Raw genomic sequence first — 19,158 nt, 5'->3', positions numbered from 1 at the left:
GACTTCGCCTTTCTCCCCCACGTCATTTCCCCGCAAGAAAAGGATACTCAAGACGATGAACGTGCCCGAACCTCGCCTCCTCGCCTGCCTGCTCAGCCTCGCGGCTGTAGGCCCGATTGGCTGTACCACTTCGCCATCCGGATCATTCCCAGACTCTCCGGCCCTCAACCCTTCCACGCAGCAGTTTGACGTCAACCCCAGCCTCGATAGCCCACCCACAACGGATAGAGCCTCCAACGCGCCAGCATCTACGGTGCCAGAGGCTCTCCGCGATCCGTGGCCGCGCCCAGTCACGCTGGCCGGCGCCACGGCACTCGTCTATCTGCCCCAGATCAACAGCTGGCAGGGTAACCAGCTCAGCTTCCGTGCAGCCGTGTCGATCAAGGAGACGGGCTCGAGTGGCGAAACCTTCGGTGTGATCTGGGGCAGCGCGCGCACCGGCGTCGATCGCCTGACGCGAACCGTCTCGCTGGAGGATCTCACCCTGACGGAGGGCAAGTTCCCGACCGTCGCCGACACTGGGCTCGCCTACGTGCAGCAGTTGCGCACCCAGTTGCCGGCCGTGCTGGCGACGATGTCGCTCGACCTGCTGCAGGGCGCACTCGCCGCCTCGCAGACGGTGAAACCACGCCCGGTACAGGTCAATAACGATCCACCGCGCGTGATCGTCAGCGACACCCCGGCGATCCTCGTGCCGATCGATGGCACACCCAGTATCCAGGCTGTCCCGAACACGCGCTTCGAGCGGGTGATCAATACCCAGGCGCTGATCATCCGGAGCAAACGGGACAGCACCTGGTACCTGCACGTTTTCGACGGCTGGCTGTCGGCCGGCTCGCTGGAAGGCCCGTGGACGGGCCCGTCCAGTGCTCCGTTCGGGCTGAACGACCTAGCCCGGCAACTGGCCGGCCAGGGGAGCGTGGACCTGCTCGATGGCGGCCCGCAAGCAAACCCGAAGCCATCCTTGAAAACCGGCGTGCCAACGATCTACGTCAGCCAGGTTCCGGCGGAACTGATCGTCTTCAAAGGTCAGCCGAACTTCATCCCGATCACCGGCACTGGCCTGCTGTGGGCGGAGAACACGACCGCCGACGTGCTCGTCAATACGGCCAACAACGACTACTACACGCTCCTGTCGGGGCGCTGGTACCGCGCCGCCGCGCTGAGCGGGCCGTGGGCCCACGTTCCATCGACTGCCCTGCCCGCCGACTTCAGCCGCATTCCCAAGAGCGCGCCCGCCGGCGTCGTCCTGCCCTCGGTAGCCGGGACGCCGCAGGCGCAGGAAGCCCTGATCGCCAACTCGATCCCGCAGACTGCCACCGTGCCGCTGAGCAACGGCCCCCGGTTCACGCCGGTATTCGATGGCGCGCCGCAGTTCGCGGCCATCGCCGGAACGTCGCTGCAGTACGTGCGCAACGCCGACGTGCCGATCATCCTGGTGGCACCGAACAGCTACTATGCGGTCCAGGCGGGCGTCTGGTTCACTGCCGCCGGTCTCACCGGCCCGTGGCGAGTCGCCACCAGCGTACCGAGCGTCATCTATGACATCCCGGCCAGTTCACCGCTGCATTACGTGACCTACGTCCAGGTCTATGGCGCCAGCAGCGAGGTCGTCTACGTCGGCTATACACCGGGTTATCTCGGCACCGTCGTGGCACCTGATGGCGTCGTCGTCTATGGCACCGGCTACAACTACGTGCCGTGGGTGGGCTCGGTGTGGTACGCCGCACCTTACACCTGGGGTCTGGCCGCGGCGCCGATCTACAACCCCTACGTCGGCTTCGGCTTCGGCTTCGGCCTCGGTCTGGCGACCGCCGCCTGGGCGGCACCGTACTGGGGCGGCGCCTACTACCACCCCGGCTATTGGGGCTATCCGTGCTGCGGCTCAACCAGTGCCAGCGTCTATGGGCACTGGGGCAACACCGTCTATTCCGGCAGCCGGAGCTGGTACGCGTCTGCCGATGGCCGGGTCGGCACGACGGCCACCGGGAGCTACGCGAACCAGCGCACGGGAACCACCGGCTCGTATGCGGCGGGCCGCAGCTACAACCCGTATACCGGGGAAGCGCAACGGGGCTACGATCGGACGTTCGACACGCCCGGCGGCACGACCGGTAACGTCGCGCGCGGCGGAGCCTACAATAGCGAAACCGGACAGCGCGGCTACGCCTCGAGCGTGTCGGCCACCGGCCCCGGCGGCAGTTCGGTGTCCAAGACGACCGCGGCGACCGCCGGCCCCGAGGGCGTCGGTGCCCAGCACACCACGACCGCCTACGATGCGAGGACCGGACAAACCAAGAGCTACACGTCCAGCGGGCTGTTCGGCAACCACTATGCCGGCGCCGACGGCAATGCCTACCGCAGCACCGATGGCGGCTGGCAGCAACACAGCTCGGCGGGTTGGCAGTCAGCCGCCGGCGACACCTCCTGGGCCGATCGCGAGCAACAAGCGCGCAGTAACGCGGACAGCCGTGCGAGTGGCTGGGGAAGTGGCGGCGACCGCTTTGGTGGTGACGGCTTTGGCGGTGCCGACCGATTTGGCGGCGGCGGTTTCGGCGGCGCGGATCGGTTTGGCGGCGGCGGTTTCGGCGGTGGAGACCGCTTTGGCGGTGGCGGCTTCGGCGGCCGCTTCGGCGGCGGCGGTTTTGGTGGCCGCTTCGGCGGCGGCGGTTTTGGTGGCCGCTTCGGCGGCAGGCGCTAGCGGCTCCTTTGCACCGGCGCCGTCAGTCGCCGGATCCCGCGCAATGGCGAGAAGTCCGGTACAGGCTGCCGAGGCCTGTACCGGCAAGACGGCGCGCCGGGGACTCAGGGCGTCGGCACGACGCGGTAGTAGACGCCGTTGGCGCCATAGGCTGGCAGGAACCAGGTATTCCCGAGGAGGTAGTAGGTCGTGCCGTTGCGGGAAATGGCGGCAGCCCCCGGGGGCAACGCGGCGTAGTTCACACCGACGGCGTAAGCCGCCGCGGTGTTGACGCTGCCGGCAGCGTAACCCGAAGAGTACGCATTGGCACTGGCCGCAGCGGTGTTTGCCGAGGCGACAGCCGCACCGGCGGCCATGCCCACCACAGCGCCGGCAGCGGCTGCGCCAGCGCAGTTGTAGCAACCGGACGAGTAGTACGGTACGGCGACGGGCGGATGGTACGGCGCGTAAACGGGCGCTGCCGGGTAGGCGGGCGGGCGATAGGCAGCGGCCCCGTAGGATGTCGTGTGCACGGCGCCTGCCCCGTAAGCCCCGTAGGTGCTGCCACCGTACGCATTGGTATGCTCGGTGCCGCCGCCCCAGGCGTGCGCCGAACTGCCCCCATACATGTTGGTGTGTTCCGTTCCTTCACCGTAGGCATGTGCCGAGCTGCCGCCAAAAGCGTTGGAGTGCTCGGTGGCACCCGGAACGTGCTCGGTACTGCCGCCAAAACGATTGGCGCTCGCCCAGGCCGCAGCCGGGCCGCTAGGCAGCGCGACGCCAAGCGCCACGGCCATGCCGATGATCGTCGATTTCATGGTTCGATCTCCTCAAGGGGTCTTCGTGGGCTGCGGCTTGGCCGCTGGCTTGCCGGCAGGCTTGGCCTTCGCCGGCGGCCGAAAGCCGCTCGCCGCCGAGCCACCCGGGTGAGCAAAAGCGATCGGGACCGCGCCGGCGAACTTGGTCGAGGTGAACGTGTCCGCAGCCACCACTGGATCAAGCTTCCAGTTGGACAGTTCCATCTGGTGGCGCAGGCGCAGCGGATCCCTGCGAAAGACGGCGCGCAGCATGCGCGGCAGCTTGTCCTCGGCGCCAATCCAGATCTGCACGAACACATTGTCGTTGACCAGGGCCACCATGTCGGTCGTCGTTCCGCCGATGACCTTGGACTGGCCGACGTAGAAGGCGACGGTCAGGCCCTCGGCGAGTGCCCTGTAGGGATCGGCAAGCACCACATCGCTGAACGGAAAGTAGATTGCCGCGCTGTCGAAAGCCGCTTTGAGTGTGGCATCGATCGTCGGCGGCGCCGCCGTGACAGCGACCAGATTCTCGGCCGGGGCGAACGCCGTCATCGTCTTGCCATCGTAATAGAACTCCGACGCCGGTCCGTCGCCGAGCGTGATCACGCGCAGCTTGTCGGGCCGCTGCATGACCACCTCGGACATCGTCGTATAGGCCAGCGCGGGGCCAATGCGACTCGGGCTTTCGTAGGTCACCACCGCCGTGAACGACAGCGAACGTGCCGCTGCCAGACGCTCGCTCGTCGCTTTCAGCAAGTCAATCGCCTTGGCTTCGAGTTCCGGCTTGGGCGCGGGCGCCACCGCTTTGCTCGACGCCTTGGTAGTGGCCGCTTTCGCTGCCTTGCCGGCTGTCGGCGCGCTCGCTGACGGCTGCGCGTTGGCGCCGCCGGCAAAAAGAATGGCCACGGCGAGCAGCACGGCGCGGCCAAAGTATTGGTACGGGATCATCAAGTTTCTCCTCCTTCAATCGAACCGACAAGCGGGCGACCCTAAGTTACGGGATCATCCCGCATTCGAACATCTTGTTGGCGATCGGACCCGCCACCCGGTTGATGAACTCCGTGCGCATCGCCGGATCGGCGCGCAGCCTCGCAACGGCTTCCTGCACCTGCGGCGACTTCGGTTCACCCTTCTTGATCCATAACTGCTCGCAACTCGATTGCTGGTACTTCTCGACGACCTTGCCGGCGATCATGTCGAGGATCGGAAACTGCGCAAAACTGACGCCGGCAAAAAAGACGGCCGGCACGGCGGCCAACAGCCAATAGCGTTTGGTCATGATCTACTCCTCATCTCTGGAATTGATGGACACGCGCGCTGACGAGCCTGCGCGCCGCCACACTATATGCATTTCGTGTGCGCGGCGCCATTTTTTTCGACCAGTTCTGCGTGGCCGCTGTCGATACCCCAGCGAGGCCCAGGCTCGGGAGCGCTGCCGCCAGGTCTCCGGTGAATATCTTCCCAGTGCGCGAGCGCGCGGTTGAACACACGGCGCCAGAACAACCGAAAAGAGCGGCAAACACCTCGACGCTGGTGGCCGTCTCCCGGCGAAGCAGAGGTCGATGTATTCGATGCGTACTTGGTGTGGAAAAACTGAAACGGTCAAAGGGGAGAGCGCTCCGTGAGTTCAATGGCCATAGCGCTGATCGCGTTGATCGCGTTGATCGCCTTCATCGGCATTCCGGGCGGCCGGTGCATTACTCGGCTTGTTCCTGAGCGTGGCCTTCCCGCAGCATCACCTGAGCAGTGACTCAACGGAGACCGTGAGGCTGGGTGCGGGCCTCGTTGCCACCATAGCCGCCGTCGTTCGCGGCTTGTTCGTCGGCTCGGCCAAGAACTCGTTCGACGCCATGAACACCGGCATCACCGAGATGGGCGTCAGGACCATCCTAATCGCCCGCGTCCTCGCCCACTACGGCCTGCAGGCGAACGAGGTGCGCAACGTGGCTGTAGGACTACAATGTTGACTGCCGCGCTCGGCCTGCATCCCGTCGAAGCCCGACGGGCCCCCTTTTTGTGACCTGATCCGTGGTCGCCTCTCGGGCGAGCGGATACCACCGGAGAAACACGATGAAGACTATTGTCATGTCCCTCAGTGCCGCCTTGGTGATGATGGCCGCCGTCACCAAAGCCGACGCGGTTACCTGCGCCAACGGCGTCTATCGGGCCGGCTGTGCAGGACCCAACGGTGCGGTCGTCGCCCGCAAGCCGGTTGCGGTTGCGCCGGCACCGAAGGCCGTGGTCGTCGCGCCGGCGCCGAGAGCGGTAGTGGTCGCCCCGGCTGCCGGTTGCCGCTATGTCAACGGTGTCCGTGTCTGTCGGTGATCGCGACGGCCAGCCCGGCAAGCCACAGTTCATCGAGTCCAGTTCACTCAGGCGCGAGCGATTGACGGCAACGGCGCGAGCCGCGATACTCATGGCCGCTCTGGTTTGCGCGCCAGCCGCGTGCTTAGCCAACTCACCCGGGTGCAGACCACGGCGATATCCTTGGCCTGGCGGCATTCACCAGCGGTCGACCACGTCTCGGCGGCGACCACAGTGGGAATGCGCCCGGCCAGTTCCCAACACGCTCGCCATGTCGCTGGACCCGACGGCTTCCGACACGCGCCGTTTGTCGGGCCGGTAACCGACGAAGCCAGCGACACGCGCTATACCAACCCCAACCAAACCCCTTCAAGGAGACCTCGATGTTCCGAAAGACTGCCTCTTACCTCTCGGCCCTGGTGCTGGCCGTCGTCCTTGCCGCTTGCGCGGCCCCCGGACAGCAAGCCGGTGAAGTCCAGATCCGCACCGGCGTCATCGAACAGATCACGATGGTTCAACTGCCCAGCAATCATCATTCGGGGGTCGGCGCGGTGGTCGGTGGCCTGGCCGGGGTCGGCATCGGCAGTCTGATCGGTGCCGGTACCGGGCGCGACGTTGCGATGGTGGCTGGAGCCATTGGCGGCGCTTTCGCGGGCAACGAGATCCAGAAGAAGTACGACCAGCCGGTCCCGGGTCAGCAGATCATCGTCCGCGCCAGCAACGGTGTCCTGGTATCGATCACGCAACCCGTCAATCCAAATCTCTTCCAGGGCCAGCGCGTATATATCGAAGGCTACGGCGACGGCGCACGGGTCGTTTCGCGCTAGGCCGCGAGGCGGTCGCCGGGCAGCGCGCCACCCGCCGGCACGCTGCCCCCCGGATCGCCACGAGGCGACATTACATTGACACTTGCGGCTCCCCTACGATCATGACCCATCACGACTACCCGTCATCCCGCGTTCGACCACCCGGAGGGGCGCTGCTCGCCACCCTGCTTGCTGTCGTTGTCAGCGCCTGTGCTGCCGATGCGTGGCGGCCAGACCCACGCTACGAAGCATTCCTGGACCAGGTGCAGAACACATGCGGTACGGAGCGCATCGGCAGCAGAAGCATCGGCTCCGACCTGATTCAGGACGCCTATTTCCTGGACGTGACATCGCGTTTCTACAACGGAGAAGTAACCCGGAACGACTACGCCAATTCCCTGGCTGGGTCGTTCGGCGGCGCTGCCGACGCGGCTGGCATCCTGTGCATTCTCGCTCAGGTTCCGAATCAGGCTTCCAGTCCGCCGCCGCGAATGCCGGGCTACAGATAGTCGGACCCGCGCCAGATGGCCGTCACCAAGGCCGAATCTGTCGGCGAGCGTTGCACCCGCCCAGTATCGGCCAGGACGCGAGGTGCGCAGGACGCCAACCCGATCGCCCGCGAGCAACCCCGGCTGTCGCTCCTGCCCGGCGGCGGGCGGTTTGAGCAAACGCCGGATGCCTGCCCGGAGAACCACAGAGGTGTCAAGGCGAGCAAATCCATGGTGGCTCGAGCGATGACGGCGGCCTGGCTGCTCGCCCTGCCGTGCGTCGCGACGGCCTGCAGCCCGCATGTCGAGGCGCAACCCGATGGCGACTCGGCGTCATTGCGTCAGCACACTGACGCCTTCACGCGCTGCGAAATGACCGAGTCGAGTTACCGGGAGGTGGTCGGCAAGTGGTTGCGGCAGCGACCGACGAGCGCCCCTCCCTTGCGGGGCCTGTCGCTCGGGCGGGCATTCGATTACCCCTGGATCTCGCACCACCTCGCCGAGGTCGCACTGCGCCATCCGCAATGGGCGGCGAGCCGCGGGAAAGCGCGTAGCGGCGGGCCAAACCAGTGGGTTGCCTCGGTGCTCTCGGAACCGGCCTTTCTGGCCCGCCTCGCGGTTCCCTTCACGGACACGCCATACGCGCCGGTCGCCGTGTCGGTGGAGAAAGTCCTCGTCGGCAGTGCGCAGGACGTCGCGCCGGAGTTGAATGCCGGCAAGCTGCTCGTACCGTTCGACGCGCAAGTCTGGCTCCATGTCGAGACCAGGCGATGAGCCCCGAGGCCAACTCGTGTCGGCTGTGCCGACAGCGCAATCGGCCAGCAGCGTTTGCCGTGGCAGGAACGCCGTGAACTGGAATCCTGCTCGTCTGCTCAACGCCATGAACGTGGCCATCTGGGGATGCCCGGCCGATCCCGTGCCGGCGTGGCAGCAGCATCCCGAGTCGCTGGTCGCAACCGGGGGCGAACCGCGACTCAGCAACCGGATGCGCGAGCGCCTTGCCCTGGGAATCATGGGCATGATCGGCGCGCACTACCTGAGCGGCCGGCCAGCATGGACTCTCAGGCAGCTATGTCAGGCACTGCAGGTACCGAGCCATAGCGTGGCGGCGATTCTCGACGCCTTGCAGGACGGCGGCCTGCTCGTGCAGAGCAGGGACAATCCGCGAGGCTACCTGCCGGCGCGCGACCTTGGCGCGGTCTCGGTAAAGCAGTTGCTGGACATCGTCCGCTCCGCCGGCGAAGACGGCTTCCTGAATCCGGCCGCGTTGCCGGTTTCCGCTACTGTCGAGCACGTCCTGCAGTCGATCGAGCGCTCGCTTGACAGGCCATTCCAGACCATGAGCATCATGGAACTCGCCGGCCAAGCGGCCGGGCACGACCACATCACGATACCGAACGGAAATTTGCTGAAGTCGGTGCAACAAGCGGCAGGTGGAGCGGGCGAAGGGAATCGAACCCTCGGCTCTAGCTTGGGAAGCTAGGGTATTACCATTATACGACGCCCGCGCAGGCCGCTATTCTACGACGCTTGTGCTCCTCTTAACAACGGCCGCGCGCTCGGCGTACGTCCACCACCCAGTGCGTGCCGCCGCCTGGATTCGCCAGGCGCCGAGCGTACCACCACCGCGCGCGGTCTGCAGAAGGAGTCAGACTGCCGCCTGCTGCGCGATCACAGCTGACATCGGAGGGTCAGCGTGTCTATAATGCTTCGATGGATATCCCCACTGCTCTCCTGTACACGATCATCAGCACGATTGCCGAGATGGCCATGACGCCGTCTGCCGACTCGCAGTCCGCGTACGAAACGGCCGCCATCGCCAGAACGCTGCCACCCGAGGCCAAACAGGGCGTGATGCAGCCACCGGCCGGCGACGGCTTCCTGATCATCAATGGACGTGAGTGGCCGCTGGCCCCGACAGCCCAGATTCGCAGCCGCCAAAACCTGATCGTCGTGCCGATGCAGATCCAGAACCCGGTCGACGTTGTCTATCTTACCGACGCCTCCGGCGCCATTTTTCGCGTCTGGATGCTGACGCCGAGCGAAGCCTCGGTGCCCCGCCCGCGCTAGGTCAAACACACGATGGCAAGAAAACTGTTCATCCGCACCTTTGGGTGCCAGATGAACGAATACGACTCGGACAAGATGGCCGACGTGCTCGCCGGATCCGAAGACATCGTCAAGACGGATAGCCCTGACGATGCCGACATCATCCTCTTCAATACCTGCTCGGTGCGCGAGAAGGCGCAGGAGCGCGTCTTCCACGACCTCGGCCGCGTGCGCCTGCTCAAGCGGGCCAATCCGGATCTGGTGATCGGCGTGGGGGGCTGCGTGGCCAGCCAGGAGGGTGCGGCGATCGTCGCGCGCGCGCCTTACGTCGACGTGGTTTTCGGACCACAGACGCTGCACCGGCTGCCGCAACTGATCGCCGACCGCCGCCGACTGGGCAAGTCGCAGGTCGACATTTCCTTCCCGGAGATCGAGAAGTTCGATCATCTGCCGCCCGCCCGGGTCGCCGGGGCTTCGGCCTTCGTCTCGATCATGGAGGGCTGCAGCAAGTTCTGCTCGTTCTGCATCGTTCCCTACACGCGCGGCGAAGAGGTTTCACGCCCCTTCGACGACGTGCTGACCGAGGTCGCCGGTCTCGCCGCGCAGGGCGTCAGGGAAGTGACGCTGCTCGGGCAGAACGTCAACGCCTACCGGGGAGCGATGAGCGGCGTCGGGCAGGCGCCCGCCGGCGACGAGGCCGCCGATCTCGCGCTGCTCATCGAGTACATTGCCGAGATACCCGGCATCGAACGCATCCGCTACACGACCTCGCATCCGCGCGAGGTATCGCAACGCTTGATCGACATCTACGCGAGAGTTCCCAAGCTCGTTTCGCATCTGCATCTGCCGGTGCAATCGGGTTCGGACCGTGTTCTGGCGGCGATGAAGCGCGGCTATACGGCAATCGAATACAAGAGCCTGGTGCGCAAGCTGCGCGCGGCGCGCCCCGACCTGTCGCTGTCGTCCGACTTCATCGTCGGCTTTCCCGGCGAAACCGCGGACGATTTCGAGAAGACGATGAAACTGATCGACGATGTCGGCTTCGACGCTTCATTCTCCTTCCTGTACAGTTCGCGTCCCGGCACGCCGGCCGCCGAGCTTGCCGACGACACGCCGTCGACGCTGAAGCTGGAAAGGCTGTTGCGCCTGCAGGCGCGCATCGACGAACTGGCGCAGGCCGTCTCCGTCAGCATGGTCGGCACCGTCCAGCGCGTGCTGGTCGAAGGTCTGTCGAAAAAGGACAGCGGCGAACTCGCCGGACGCACCGACAACAACCGGGTCGTCAATTTCGCTGCCGGCTCCGACGACTGCACGCGATGGCTGGATCGTTTCGTCGATGTGCGCATCACGTCGGCGATGCCGCATTCGCTGCGCGGTGAACTGGTGGGTGGCCTGGCATGAGCGAGAAGACAGCGGCGGCGAAAAGCCGGGCGACCGAACTCCTGCTCTCACCGGTCAACAACAAGCAACTGGCCAACCTGTGTGGTCCTCTCGACGAGAATCTGCGGCAGATCGAGACCGCCCTCGACGTCATGATCGCTCGCCGCGGCGAACGCTTCACGCTGCGCGGCGAGCCCGCGCAGACCGCGCGCGCCTCCGAAGCGCTGCAACAGTTCTACGCACAGGCCAAGGACACGCTGTCGGTCGATGAGATCCAGTTGGGCCTGATCGAACTCCTCAACCGGCCGGTTCGCAGCATCTCGTCGGGAGGGGGCGTGTCGCCGGCGCTGATGACTCGCAAGAGCGAACTGCACGGCCGTACGCCCCGCCAGATCGAATACCTCAAGAATATCCAGGAGCACGACATCACGTTCGGCACCGGCCCGGCGGGCACCGGCAAGACCTACCTGGCGGTGGCTTCGGCGGTGGATGCCTTCGAGCGCGAACTGGTGCAGCGCATTGTCCTCACCCGCCCCGCCGTCGAGGCCGGCGAGCGCCTGGGCTTCCTGCCCGGTGACCTGGCGCAAAAGGTCGACCCCTATCTGCGACCACTTTACGACGCGCTCTACGACCTGATGGGTTTCGAGCGCGTCGGCAAGCTGTTCGAGCGCGGCGCGATCGAAATCGCCCCGCTCGCCTACATGCGCGGGCGCACGCTGAACCACGCCTTCATCATCCTCGACGAGGCACAGAACACGACGCCCGAGCAGATGAAGATGTTCCTGACGCGCATCGGCATCGGCGCCAAGGCGGTGGTCACCGGCGACGTGACGCAGATCGACCTGCAGCGCGGCCAGAAAAGCGGCCTGATCGAGGCCCGCCAGATCCTCAAGGAAGTTCGCGGCATCGCCTTCACCGAGTTCCTCAAGGAAGACGTGGTCCGCCACCCCCTGGTGGCCCGCATCGTCTCCGCCTACGAGGCACACACCGCCGCACTCGAGGCACGCGATGCGGCGGCGGCAACGGCGGGAAAGCATGCCGGCAGCAAGTAAGCGGCTGCACGTTGGCGTGCAGTACGCCTGCCTGGCCAACGAACTGCCGCAAAAGCCGCAAGTCCGGACCTGGGCGCGCGCCGCGATTGACGTTGACGGCAAGCGGCGGGGGCAGATCACCGTGCGCTTCGTCGATGCCGACGAAGCGCGTCGCCTGAACCGCGACTACCGCCACCGGGACTACGCCACCAACGTCCTGTCGTTTCCCTACGCACGGGAACCGGTCGTCTGCGGTGATTTGGTGCTCTGCGCCCCGGTGGTGGCGCGCGAGGCGGCCGAGCAAGGCAAGCCACTGGAAGCGCACTATGCACATCTGATCGTGCACGGCCTGCTGCACCTGCAGGGCTACGACCACGAAACGAGCGCACGGCAGGCTGCGGAAATGGAAAGTCGGGAACGCCGAGTCCTGCATGCTCTGGGCTATCCGGACCCGTACGCCATGGAGGTGTGACGCGTCAGCGGCGCCGGGCGACGAATGCCATGAATCCAATGAACCTCCGTCACCCGGCGCCGCTGACGCCTCATTCCTCAAAAGGTCAGTATGGACAGTAGCAGCCCAAGTGGCAAACCCGGTTTCTTTGAACGTCTCTCGTCGCTCCTGGTGCGCGAACCGGAAGACCGCGAACAACTGGTGCAACTGCTGCACGCGGCACACCAGCGCAAGCTTCTCGACGCCGACGCCTTGAGCATCACCGAAGGCGCCCTCGCCGCCTCGGAAATGATCGTTCGCGAAGTCATGGTGCCGCGCCCGCAGATGGAAGTGGTCGATGTCGGCGACACGCTCGATGACGTCATCGACCGTGTCAACACCACGGCTCACTCGCGGTTCCCGGTAATCAACGGCGACCGCGATCATGTGGTCGGCATTCTGCTCGCCAAAGATCTGCTGCGCGTACGGCGCGATGCGCCCTTCAACCTGCGTGAGTGGGTGCGCCCGGCGGTGTTCATCCCCGAATTCAAGCGTCTCGACGTCCTGCTCCGCGAATTCCGCGTCTCGCGCAATCACATGGCCATCGTCATTGACGAATACGCCGGAATTGCCGGCCTCATCACCATCGAGGACGTCCTCGAACAGATCGTCGGCGAGATCGAGGACGAATACGATTTCGACGAAGCCGACGAGAACATCCAGCTCGACCAGAATGGTCTGTATCGCGTCAAGGCGCACGCGGCAGTGGCGGATTTCAACGCCGCGCTGGGAACCCACTTCAGCGACGAGAAATGCAATACGGTCGGTGGACTGGTCCTGCACCACCTGGGCCGGGTGCCGCAGTTCAACGAGACGATCGTCATCGACGGCACGCGCTTCCAGGTATTGCGCGCCGACAGCCGGCGCATCTACACCCTGATCGTCACGCGGCCACCCGAGGCTGACAGTCCTGAGTAACGCGCTGCGCTGGCACTGCCTCGGCGCGCTGCTGCTCGGCGCGGCCGGCGTCCTCGCCTTTGCCCCGCTTGGCTGGTTTCCGGTCAACTGGCTGAGCCTCGGCGGCCTGTTCGGCCTGCTCTCTGCCGAAGCCGCCGGCGCCAGGAGTTCGCGCCGTGCCGCCTTGATCGCCGGAGCCTATGGCTGCGGCCTGTTCCTGACCGGCGTTTCGTGGGTCTATGTCAGCCTCAGCGTTTTCGGCGGCATGCCGGTATGGCTTGCGGGCGTGGCCACGGTCCTTTTCTGCGCTGTACTCGCACTGTTTTCGGCACTGGGCGGCGCGCTGTTCGTTCGTCTCTCGGCGCCTGGCTGGTTTCCCCGGGCACTGCTCTTCGCCGGCCTGTGGACGCTTGCCGAGTGGACGCGCACCTGGGCCTTCACCGGCTTTCCCTGGCTCGCCGCCGGGTATTCTCAGACACCGCCGAGCCCGCTCGCCGGCTATGCGCCGCTGCTCGGCCTGCATGGCGTCACGCTGGCATCGGCGCTGATCGGGGCGCTGATTCTCGAGGTCGTCAGGCGCTGGCTGTCGAGCGAAAGCTGCGGCACGCGCAGCTTGCTGCGCTGGTGTCCCGCCTTGCCGCTGCTCGCCACGGCCGTGGTTCTTGCTGCGGGCGGCCTGCTCCGCGAAGTCCGCTGGACGCAACCGACGGGCGAGCCGCTGTCGGTAGCCCTGCTCCAGGGCAACGTCGCCCAGGAAATGAAATGGCGGCCCGAGCGCTTCGTCGATTCGCTGCGCACCTACTATCGTCTGGCGCTGGAGAATCCAGCGCAGCTTACGGTGCTGCCGGAGACCGCCCTGCCCGCTTTTCTCGAGCAGATTCCGGGCGAGTATCTCGACGCCTTGCGACAACTTGCACTCCGCCAACAAGGTGACCTGCTGCTCGGTATCGCCATCGCCGACGGCCGGCAGTACTTCAATGCGGCGCTGAGCCTCGGTGCCAGCGGCCAACAGCACTACAGCAAGAGCCACCTGGTGCCCTTCGGCGAGTTCGTTCCCCCCGGCTTTGCCTGGTTCATGGCCAAGGCCAACATCCCGATGTCGGACTTCACGGCCGGCGCGCGCGCGCAGGCGCCGCTGCGCCTGGGCGGCCAGTACGTCGCGGTGAACATCTGCTACGAGGATGCCTTCGGCGAGGAGATCATCGGCGCGCTGCCGGCCGCCACGCTGCTGGTCAACATCTCCAACGTGGCGTGGTTCGGCGACTCGCTGGCGCCGGCACAGCACTTGCAGATCGCCCAGATGCGCGCACTTGAAACCGGCCGCATGATGCTGCGCGCGACCAACACCGGCATGACCGCCATCGTCGATGTCGACGGTCATGTGCAGTCGGTGTTGCCGCCATTTACCCGCGGCGCGCTGGTCGGCGAAGTACGGGGCTATTCCGGAGCGACGCCTTATGTTCGCTGGGGTAACTGGCCGGCCGTCGTTCTCGCGTTGCTGCTCATCGCCCTGGCGAGCGACCGCAAGGCGTTCCCACGACAGGCATGACCAGTCGGCGAGTGTCAATGTTGCCAGAATGACGGGCGCCGGGCCGCCGGTTGCGTCGAAGGAGAAGAAATCTCACTGGCAACATGCAGCAGTTTCATGCTCCGCCGCGGCCGTCTCCCTATGCTTGGTCCTCCTCAACCAACCTGGGAACCCACCGTGTCCGATTCCAGCATCGTCGTCTTCGAGCAACACGCCGGCATCGTCGTGCTGACGCTCAACCGCCCCGAGGCGCTCAATGCGCTCAACCTCGCCGTCTTGCAGCAACTCGCCGCGCTACTCGACAGGTTGCGCACCGACGCTGCGGTGCGTGCCGTCATCCTCACCGGTGGCGGCACGCGCGCCTTCTGCGCCGGCGCCGACATTCGCCAACTCAACAGCGCCTCGCCGCTCGCCGTGCGCGAGTTCGCCAGGCTCGCCGTCGAAGTCAATTGCCGCATCGAGACACTGGGGAAGCCGGTGGTCGCCGCGATCAACGGTGCGGCGCTGGGTGGCGGCCTGGAACTGGCCGAGGCGTGCACGCTGCGCATCGCCGCTCGCGGTGCGCGGCTCGGCCACCCGGAAGTGCAGATCGGTGCCATCGCCGGCTTCGGCGGCACCACCCGGCTACCGCGTCTGGTCGGCCGCGGTCGGGCGGCCGAAATGCTGCTGCGTGGACGCGCTGTCGATGCCGACGAGGCTCTGCAGATCGGCTTGGTACAGAGTGTCGTCCCCGTTGACCGTCTCCTCGACGAGGCACAAGTCTTCCTTGCAGACATCCTCGCGCAGTCGCCCACCGCCGTGCGACTGACCTGGGAGGCGATGCACCGCGGGCTGAACCTCTCGCTCGACGACTCGGCGCAACTCGGCGCCGACTACTTCGGCCTCGTCGCCGCCAGCGAAGATTTCCGCATCGGCACCACCGCTTTCCTCAACAAGCAGCAGCCCCGCTGGACAGGCCAGTGAAGCTCATTCCTCATTCCTCGCTCCAGGCCAGGCGCGCACCGCACACATGCGCCTCCTCACGACCGAAGCCGGCTTGCCCGCAGGCTCTGCGTTTCCGCAGGGAACAAGGGCAAGCAGCGCGGCGAGCCAGGTACTGCGCCTTGACCGTCTCTTGGGCCTGGGTCGCCGGTCCTTCAGACCACTTCCAGGACGGCGCCGCCGAAGGTAAATCCTCCCCCAAAAGCGGTAAGACCCCACTTCTGCCCCGCTGTAGCCAAGGGCAGAAGTTCCTCAAGGCAAAGGGGAATGGTCGAGCTGGAGGTGTTCCCACTGTGGCCGATGTTGGAGTAAACCTGGTCTTCCGCCAGCTTCATTCTCTGGCGGAGAGCATTGATGATCCTCTGGTTGGCTTGATGCGGAACGACGAGATCCAGGTTCTGCGGTTCCATGCCCAGCTGACGACACGCGTCCACCAAGGCCTGCGGCATGTACTTGACCGCGCCCAGGTAGACCTTGGGACCATCCATTGAAATCTTCTCGCCGGGATTGGCGGGCAGCTTCAGTATTTCACCCGACTCTCCATGCGTTCCTATGGCTGTTTCCAATACCTTGAGTTTCATGACTCCGGCTCTCCCCGACCCGACAAGCAGAGTAGCCGTGGCAGCGTCGGCGAACACCGGCGCGGTACCGTAGTCGGCCATGTCGATCTGCGGCGACAGGACTTCCGCGGTAATCAGCAGCACCCGATCCTTTTGCCGGAGTTTCAAGTGATCGGACGCCTGCTTCAATCCAAAAATATACCCGGAGCAAGCAGAAGAGAAGTCATAGGCAGGAACCAGGATGGGATCGGCCTCATCGAGGTTCAGATTCATCTGGATCATGGCAGCCAGGGACGGGGTGTGGGCTGGCGGCGTACCCGTCGACACCAGGATCAGATCGATGTCCGCCAATGTCAGGCCCGTTTGTTTGAGCAACTTTCTCGCTGCCGCCGTGGCCAGGAACAATACCGTCTCTCCGTCGGCAATCCAGGGCCTGGTTTCAATACCGATGCGCTTGAAGATATCATCGGTCTCCCACTCGGGACACATCCCGGCAATCTCCAGGTTGGTGACAACCCGACTTCCCTTGACACTCGTTACGGCCTGAATGCCCACCAATCCTTGGGAATCCCGGTGAGAAACCAGCGGTGCGACCGGCGTGGCGGGCGCCAGCCGCAGGTCGGATATCCGAGGTTGTCCCGGATTCTCTTTCGTCAGAGGCTTGAAGCCTTCCTCGCCCTCGCCGATCTTGACCTTTAGAACAGGCGTACCCACCTTTACCATGGTTCCTTCTGGAACCAGGATTTCTTCCAGGAGTCCAGAGGCTGGCGATCGCAACTCCACGGCGGCCTTGTCGGCTTCCAGGTCGCCGATATAGTCCCCTTCCCCGATCGTATCGCCCGGCTTTACCAACCACCTGGCCACCGTGACGGATTCATCAGAGGGGCTGGAACCAATGGCCTCCACCAAGAAGCAACCTCTTGGCGCGGTGGGCGGAAGCTCCCAGCCAACATGACCTCCAAGCATTTCCACAGCCGTTTCAAGTAGGCGTTTATAGCTCGGGAGAACCTCCAGCTGGTTGGCAAAGTTACAGGGCACATAGGTGTCTGCCCTCGCCACCCGGCGGACGCGGAAGGGTCTCGCTACCGTTTCTGCCATGACCGCTATGATTTCCGCACCCATGCCCGCACTCTCGTTATCCTCGTGCACGACGACAAGGCGCCCGGTCTTCTCCACCGAAACGGCCACAGTCCTCCGATCCCAGGGCTGGAGCGTTCTGAGATCGATGACCTCCGCCTCAGCACCCTGCGATGACAAAGCCACAGCCGCCTGGAGGCAGAGTTTCACGGTGTTGCCGTAGCCAACCAGGGTGATGTCCTTTCCCTGACGGACGGTTCTCGCTCTTCCCAGGGGAATGAGCTGTTTCTCCACGTCGCAACTGGTGGCGTTGTCCCGGTCATTGAGGCAGCTCTTCGGATAAAAGAAAAGGGTTGGACGTCCGCTTTCGAAGGCCGCGTTGAGAAGACCTGCGGCGTCGCCAGCGGTCGAAGGCATGAAAACGTCCACTCCGGGCGTGTGAACAGCCAGGGCTTCGTAACTCGAGGCGTGGAAAGGACCCAAACCGGGTTTGTAGCCGCCGCAGGTGACCATGACGATTACGGGCGCTTCCCAACCCCCGTCGGTTCGCCAATGCATGGACCCCAGTTCTGAAACGATCTGATTGTAGGCAATGGGAAGGAAGTCCGCGAATTGAAGAAAGGCCACCGGGCGCCTTCCCGCCAGGGCTTCCCCGATGCTGACTCCGACGATGGTGGCTTCGGCCAGTGGCGAGTTCCTTACCCGGCCCGGAAAGGTGGTCGACAGGCCTTTGGTCAGCCCGAAGACGTCGCCCTTGGGATCCTCGAGATCCTCACCGAACAGGGTGATCCTTTCGTCCTCCGACATCCGTTTTCTCAGCACTTCGCGGATGGCTTCCAGCATCACCAGATTGTCTTCACCGGTGGCGGAAGGGGAGCCTCGATATTCAGACGAGGGGTCTTCCAGCGTTGGTGGCAAAGGCTTCAGCGCCGTACGGGTGGGAGACGGCTCCGGACTTCTTTGGGCCAGGGAAGCTTGTATCTTGAGATCGGCACGCAGGGAGTCCCCTAGCCCAGCAAAGAAGTCTTCCGGTACACCCTGAGCCTTGAGCCAGATTTCCAGGTTCACAATGGGGTCCCCGGATTCCTTCACCTGCTCGAGTTCGCCGACACTGCGGTAGATTCTCTGGTCATCGGCATTGGTGTGGCTATGTAAGCGGTCCACGTCCATGATGACAATGGCCGGACTCCGGTCTTTTCGCATGGCCGCGACCAGCGTTGCGAAAGTCTCCAGGCAGGTTTGCGGATAGCGCCCATTGATCCGGTGAATGGGAATTCCATAGAACTCTGAAGCATCTCCCGCCGGCGTCTGGTAAAAGGTCTTGGCGGTGGTGGAGGTGGAGATGGCCAGCTTGTTGTCCTGGACCAGAAAAAGCACAGGCAGGTTTTCTCGGACGGCGTGCGCCAGGGCTTCAAGAACCTCTCCCTGCTGAGTCATTCCATCGCCAAGCGAGCACAGCACCACCGGTTGATCGGCGTCACCTTTCACCGCGTTGGCAACGCCAACCGCCTGCAGAGCCGAGTTGCCCACCGGCCCCACGAGGGACAGAATCCTGAGTTGCGGGCAACTCATATGCGCGTTCATTTGACGGCCCCGGCTGTGGGAGGCGTCTTTGTTGAAAAGCGCAAGAAAGAACTGCTGTGGGGCAATGCCACGGGCCATCATCAGAGCTTTGTCGCGGTAGTGGCAGTGGAGCCAGTCCTGCGGTCCCAGAAACGGACTCAGGGCTGCAGAGGCTTCGTGGCCTGCTCCGGAAACGTGAAAGACAGCCTCCCCTCGACCCGTGTATTCCTGCTCGATCAGATCGACCTCGCGCGACATCACCATGGTCCGGTAAAGGGCTTTGAGGATATCCAGAGGTGCTGAGGCTTTGATTGCCATGGGTTCTCCTAGGACTCTAACCAGCATCTATCGACTTCGTGTCACAGCCCGGGGCTAACGTGGTTTCCTCAAGATCCATGACCATCGTTCCCGACTGTCGGCGAATTCTCTTGAAAGACGGTTAGGCGTTCTCCGGGAGTTAGTCCCCAATCAAGGGCTTGTTCCACGTTTTCCGGGGTACTGGCGGTTTCTGACAACTGGATCAG

At 64.6% G+C, this 19,158-nt stretch carries 18 protein-coding genes and 1 tRNA gene; 13 read left to right on the top strand and 6 right to left on the bottom strand.

From position 1 onward, the window contains the following. Nucleotides 1-253 precede the first annotated feature (253 nt). Nucleotides 254-2,701: a hypothetical protein gene (locus CAP2UW1_RS25350; RefSeq protein ID WP_049778525.1), complete on the top strand. Its 2,448-nt coding sequence runs from the start codon at nucleotides 254-256 to the stop codon at nucleotides 2,699-2,701. A gap of 104 nt (nucleotides 2,702-2,805) precedes the next feature. Here the strand turns inward: CAP2UW1_RS25350 and CAP2UW1_RS06280 are convergent, their stop codons facing one another. Genes CAP2UW1_RS06280 through CAP2UW1_RS06270 form a run of 3 tightly spaced genes read right to left on the bottom strand, consistent with a single transcriptional unit; the run spans nucleotide 2,806 to nucleotide 4,759 of the window. Then, on the bottom strand, nucleotides 2,806-3,498 hold the full coding sequence (locus tag CAP2UW1_RS06280) for a hypothetical protein (protein WP_015765824.1): 693 nt from the start codon (nucleotides 3,496-3,498) through the stop codon (nucleotides 2,806-2,808). Nucleotides 3,499-3,510: 12 nt separating this feature from the next. Further along, entirely contained in the window at nucleotides 3,511-4,428 is a 918-nt protein-coding gene (locus CAP2UW1_RS06275; RefSeq protein WP_015765823.1) for a DUF2092 domain-containing protein, read from the bottom strand. A gap of 46 nt (nucleotides 4,429-4,474) precedes the next feature. Continuing rightward, nucleotides 4,475-4,759: a hypothetical protein gene (locus tag CAP2UW1_RS06270; protein WP_015765822.1), complete on the bottom strand. Its 285-nt coding sequence runs from the start codon at nucleotides 4,757-4,759 to the stop codon at nucleotides 4,475-4,477. 484 nt (nucleotides 4,760-5,243) lie between these two features. Here CAP2UW1_RS06270 and CAP2UW1_RS06265 point away from each other — a divergent pair, with 484 nt between their 5' ends. From CAP2UW1_RS06265 to CAP2UW1_RS23575, 5 genes are all read left to right on the top strand, one after another. Continuing rightward, complete coding sequence (locus CAP2UW1_RS06265; protein ID WP_199931584.1) at nucleotides 5,244-5,447, top strand: hypothetical protein; 204 nt, start codon at nucleotides 5,244-5,246, stop codon at nucleotides 5,445-5,447. A gap of 103 nt (nucleotides 5,448-5,550) precedes the next feature. Beyond that, on the top strand, nucleotides 5,551-5,805 hold the full coding sequence (locus CAP2UW1_RS06260) for a hypothetical protein (protein WP_015765819.1): 255 nt from the start codon (nucleotides 5,551-5,553) through the stop codon (nucleotides 5,803-5,805). Nucleotides 5,806-6,167: 362 nt separating this feature from the next. Then, nucleotides 6,168-6,611, top strand: a complete 444-nt coding sequence (locus CAP2UW1_RS06255) for an outer membrane lipoprotein (protein WP_015765818.1) — start codon at nucleotides 6,168-6,170, stop codon at nucleotides 6,609-6,611. A gap of 101 nt (nucleotides 6,612-6,712) precedes the next feature. Further along, nucleotides 6,713-7,099, top strand: coding sequence for a hypothetical protein (locus CAP2UW1_RS06250; RefSeq protein WP_015765817.1), 387 nt, complete (start codon nucleotides 6,713-6,715; stop codon nucleotides 7,097-7,099). A 15-nt stretch (nucleotides 7,100-7,114) separates the two neighbouring features. After that, nucleotides 7,115-7,852: a hypothetical protein gene (locus tag CAP2UW1_RS23575; RefSeq protein WP_015765816.1), complete on the top strand. Its 738-nt coding sequence runs from the start codon at nucleotides 7,115-7,117 to the stop codon at nucleotides 7,850-7,852. A gap of 295 nt (nucleotides 7,853-8,147) precedes the next feature. On the opposite strand, the gene CAP2UW1_RS06240 is transcribed toward CAP2UW1_RS23575, so the two are convergent. Continuing rightward, nucleotides 8,148-8,456: a hypothetical protein gene (locus CAP2UW1_RS06240; protein ID WP_199931583.1), complete on the bottom strand. Its 309-nt coding sequence runs from the start codon at nucleotides 8,454-8,456 to the stop codon at nucleotides 8,148-8,150. Between the two features lie 56 nt (nucleotides 8,457-8,512). Then, a tRNA-Gly gene (locus CAP2UW1_RS06235) sits at nucleotides 8,513-8,586 on the bottom strand. A gap of 205 nt (nucleotides 8,587-8,791) precedes the next feature. Here CAP2UW1_RS06235 and CAP2UW1_RS06230 point away from each other — a divergent pair. From CAP2UW1_RS06230 to CAP2UW1_RS06200, 7 genes are all read left to right on the top strand, one after another. After that, entirely contained in the window at nucleotides 8,792-9,148 is a 357-nt protein-coding gene (locus CAP2UW1_RS06230; RefSeq protein WP_015765815.1) for a hypothetical protein, read from the top strand. Between the two features lie 12 nt (nucleotides 9,149-9,160). Further along, a complete protein-coding gene (gene miaB, locus CAP2UW1_RS06225; RefSeq protein WP_015765814.1) occupies nucleotides 9,161-10,528 on the top strand; it encodes a tRNA (N6-isopentenyl adenosine(37)-C2)-methylthiotransferase MiaB in 1,368 nt (455 codons plus the stop codon). Further along, entirely contained in the window at nucleotides 10,525-11,559 is a 1,035-nt protein-coding gene (locus CAP2UW1_RS06220) for a PhoH family protein (protein WP_015765813.1), read from the top strand. Before miaB ends, CAP2UW1_RS06220 begins: the two co-directional genes overlap by 4 nt. Further along, a complete protein-coding gene (gene ybeY, locus CAP2UW1_RS06215) occupies nucleotides 11,543-12,010 on the top strand; it encodes an rRNA maturation RNase YbeY (RefSeq protein ID WP_041567729.1) in 468 nt (155 codons plus the stop codon). Before CAP2UW1_RS06220 ends, ybeY begins: the two co-directional genes overlap by 17 nt. A gap of 90 nt (nucleotides 12,011-12,100) precedes the next feature. Continuing rightward, complete coding sequence (locus CAP2UW1_RS06210) at nucleotides 12,101-12,946, top strand: HlyC/CorC family transporter (protein WP_015765811.1); 846 nt, start codon at nucleotides 12,101-12,103, stop codon at nucleotides 12,944-12,946. Then, complete coding sequence (gene lnt, locus CAP2UW1_RS06205; RefSeq protein ID WP_366915822.1) at nucleotides 12,930-14,474, top strand: apolipoprotein N-acyltransferase; 1,545 nt, start codon at nucleotides 12,930-12,932, stop codon at nucleotides 14,472-14,474. The genes CAP2UW1_RS06210 and lnt overlap by 17 nt, the downstream gene beginning before the upstream one ends. Nucleotides 14,475-14,630: 156 nt before the next feature. Beyond that, nucleotides 14,631-15,416: an enoyl-CoA hydratase/isomerase family protein gene (locus CAP2UW1_RS06200; protein WP_015765809.1), complete on the top strand. Its 786-nt coding sequence runs from the start codon at nucleotides 14,631-14,633 to the stop codon at nucleotides 15,414-15,416. A gap of 173 nt (nucleotides 15,417-15,589) precedes the next feature. Here the strand turns inward: CAP2UW1_RS06200 and CAP2UW1_RS06195 are convergent, their stop codons facing one another. Beyond that, entirely contained in the window at nucleotides 15,590-18,952 is a 3,363-nt protein-coding gene (locus tag CAP2UW1_RS06195) for a beta-ketoacyl-ACP synthase 3 (RefSeq protein ID WP_015765808.1), read from the bottom strand. Between the last annotated feature and the right edge of the window lie 206 nt (nucleotides 18,953-19,158).

Origin of the sequence: Candidatus Accumulibacter phosphatis (genome assembly GCF_000024165.1) — a bacterium.
Lineage (GTDB): Bacteria > Pseudomonadota > Gammaproteobacteria > Burkholderiales > Rhodocyclaceae > Accumulibacter > Accumulibacter phosphatis.
The sequence above is the reverse complement of the archived record's forward strand: the minus strand, read 5'-3'. Positions and strand labels throughout refer to the sequence as shown.

Coding starts and splice junctions, on each gene's coding strand:
- CAP2UW1_RS06280 (WP_015765824.1), bottom strand. CDS start 3,498: ATGAAATCGACGATCATCGGCATGGCCGTGGCGCTTGGCGTCGCGCTG.
- CAP2UW1_RS06275 (WP_015765823.1), bottom strand. CDS start 4,428: ATGATCCCGTACCAATACTTTGGCCGCGCCGTGCTGCTCGCCGTGGCC.
- CAP2UW1_RS06270 (WP_015765822.1), bottom strand. CDS start 4,759: ATGACCAAACGCTATTGGCTGTTGGCCGCCGTGCCGGCCGTCTTTTTT.
- CAP2UW1_RS06260 (WP_015765819.1), top strand. CDS start 5,551: ATGAAGACTATTGTCATGTCCCTCAGTGCCGCCTTGGTGATGATGGCC.
- CAP2UW1_RS06255 (WP_015765818.1), top strand. CDS start 6,168: ATGTTCCGAAAGACTGCCTCTTACCTCTCGGCCCTGGTGCTGGCCGTC.
- CAP2UW1_RS06250 (WP_015765817.1), top strand. CDS start 6,713: ATGACCCATCACGACTACCCGTCATCCCGCGTTCGACCACCCGGAGGG.
- CAP2UW1_RS23575 (WP_015765816.1), top strand. CDS start 7,115: ATGGCCGTCACCAAGGCCGAATCTGTCGGCGAGCGTTGCACCCGCCCA.
- CAP2UW1_RS06230 (WP_015765815.1), top strand. CDS start 8,792: ATGGATATCCCCACTGCTCTCCTGTACACGATCATCAGCACGATTGCC.
- miaB (WP_015765814.1), top strand. CDS start 9,161: ATGGCAAGAAAACTGTTCATCCGCACCTTTGGGTGCCAGATGAACGAA.
- CAP2UW1_RS06220 (WP_015765813.1), top strand. CDS start 10,525: ATGAGCGAGAAGACAGCGGCGGCGAAAAGCCGGGCGACCGAACTCCTG.
- ybeY (WP_041567729.1), top strand. CDS start 11,543: ATGCCGGCAGCAAGTAAGCGGCTGCACGTTGGCGTGCAGTACGCCTGC.
- CAP2UW1_RS06210 (WP_015765811.1), top strand. CDS start 12,101: ATGGACAGTAGCAGCCCAAGTGGCAAACCCGGTTTCTTTGAACGTCTC.
- CAP2UW1_RS06195 (WP_015765808.1), bottom strand. CDS start 18,952: ATGGCAATCAAAGCCTCAGCACCTCTGGATATCCTCAAAGCCCTTTAC.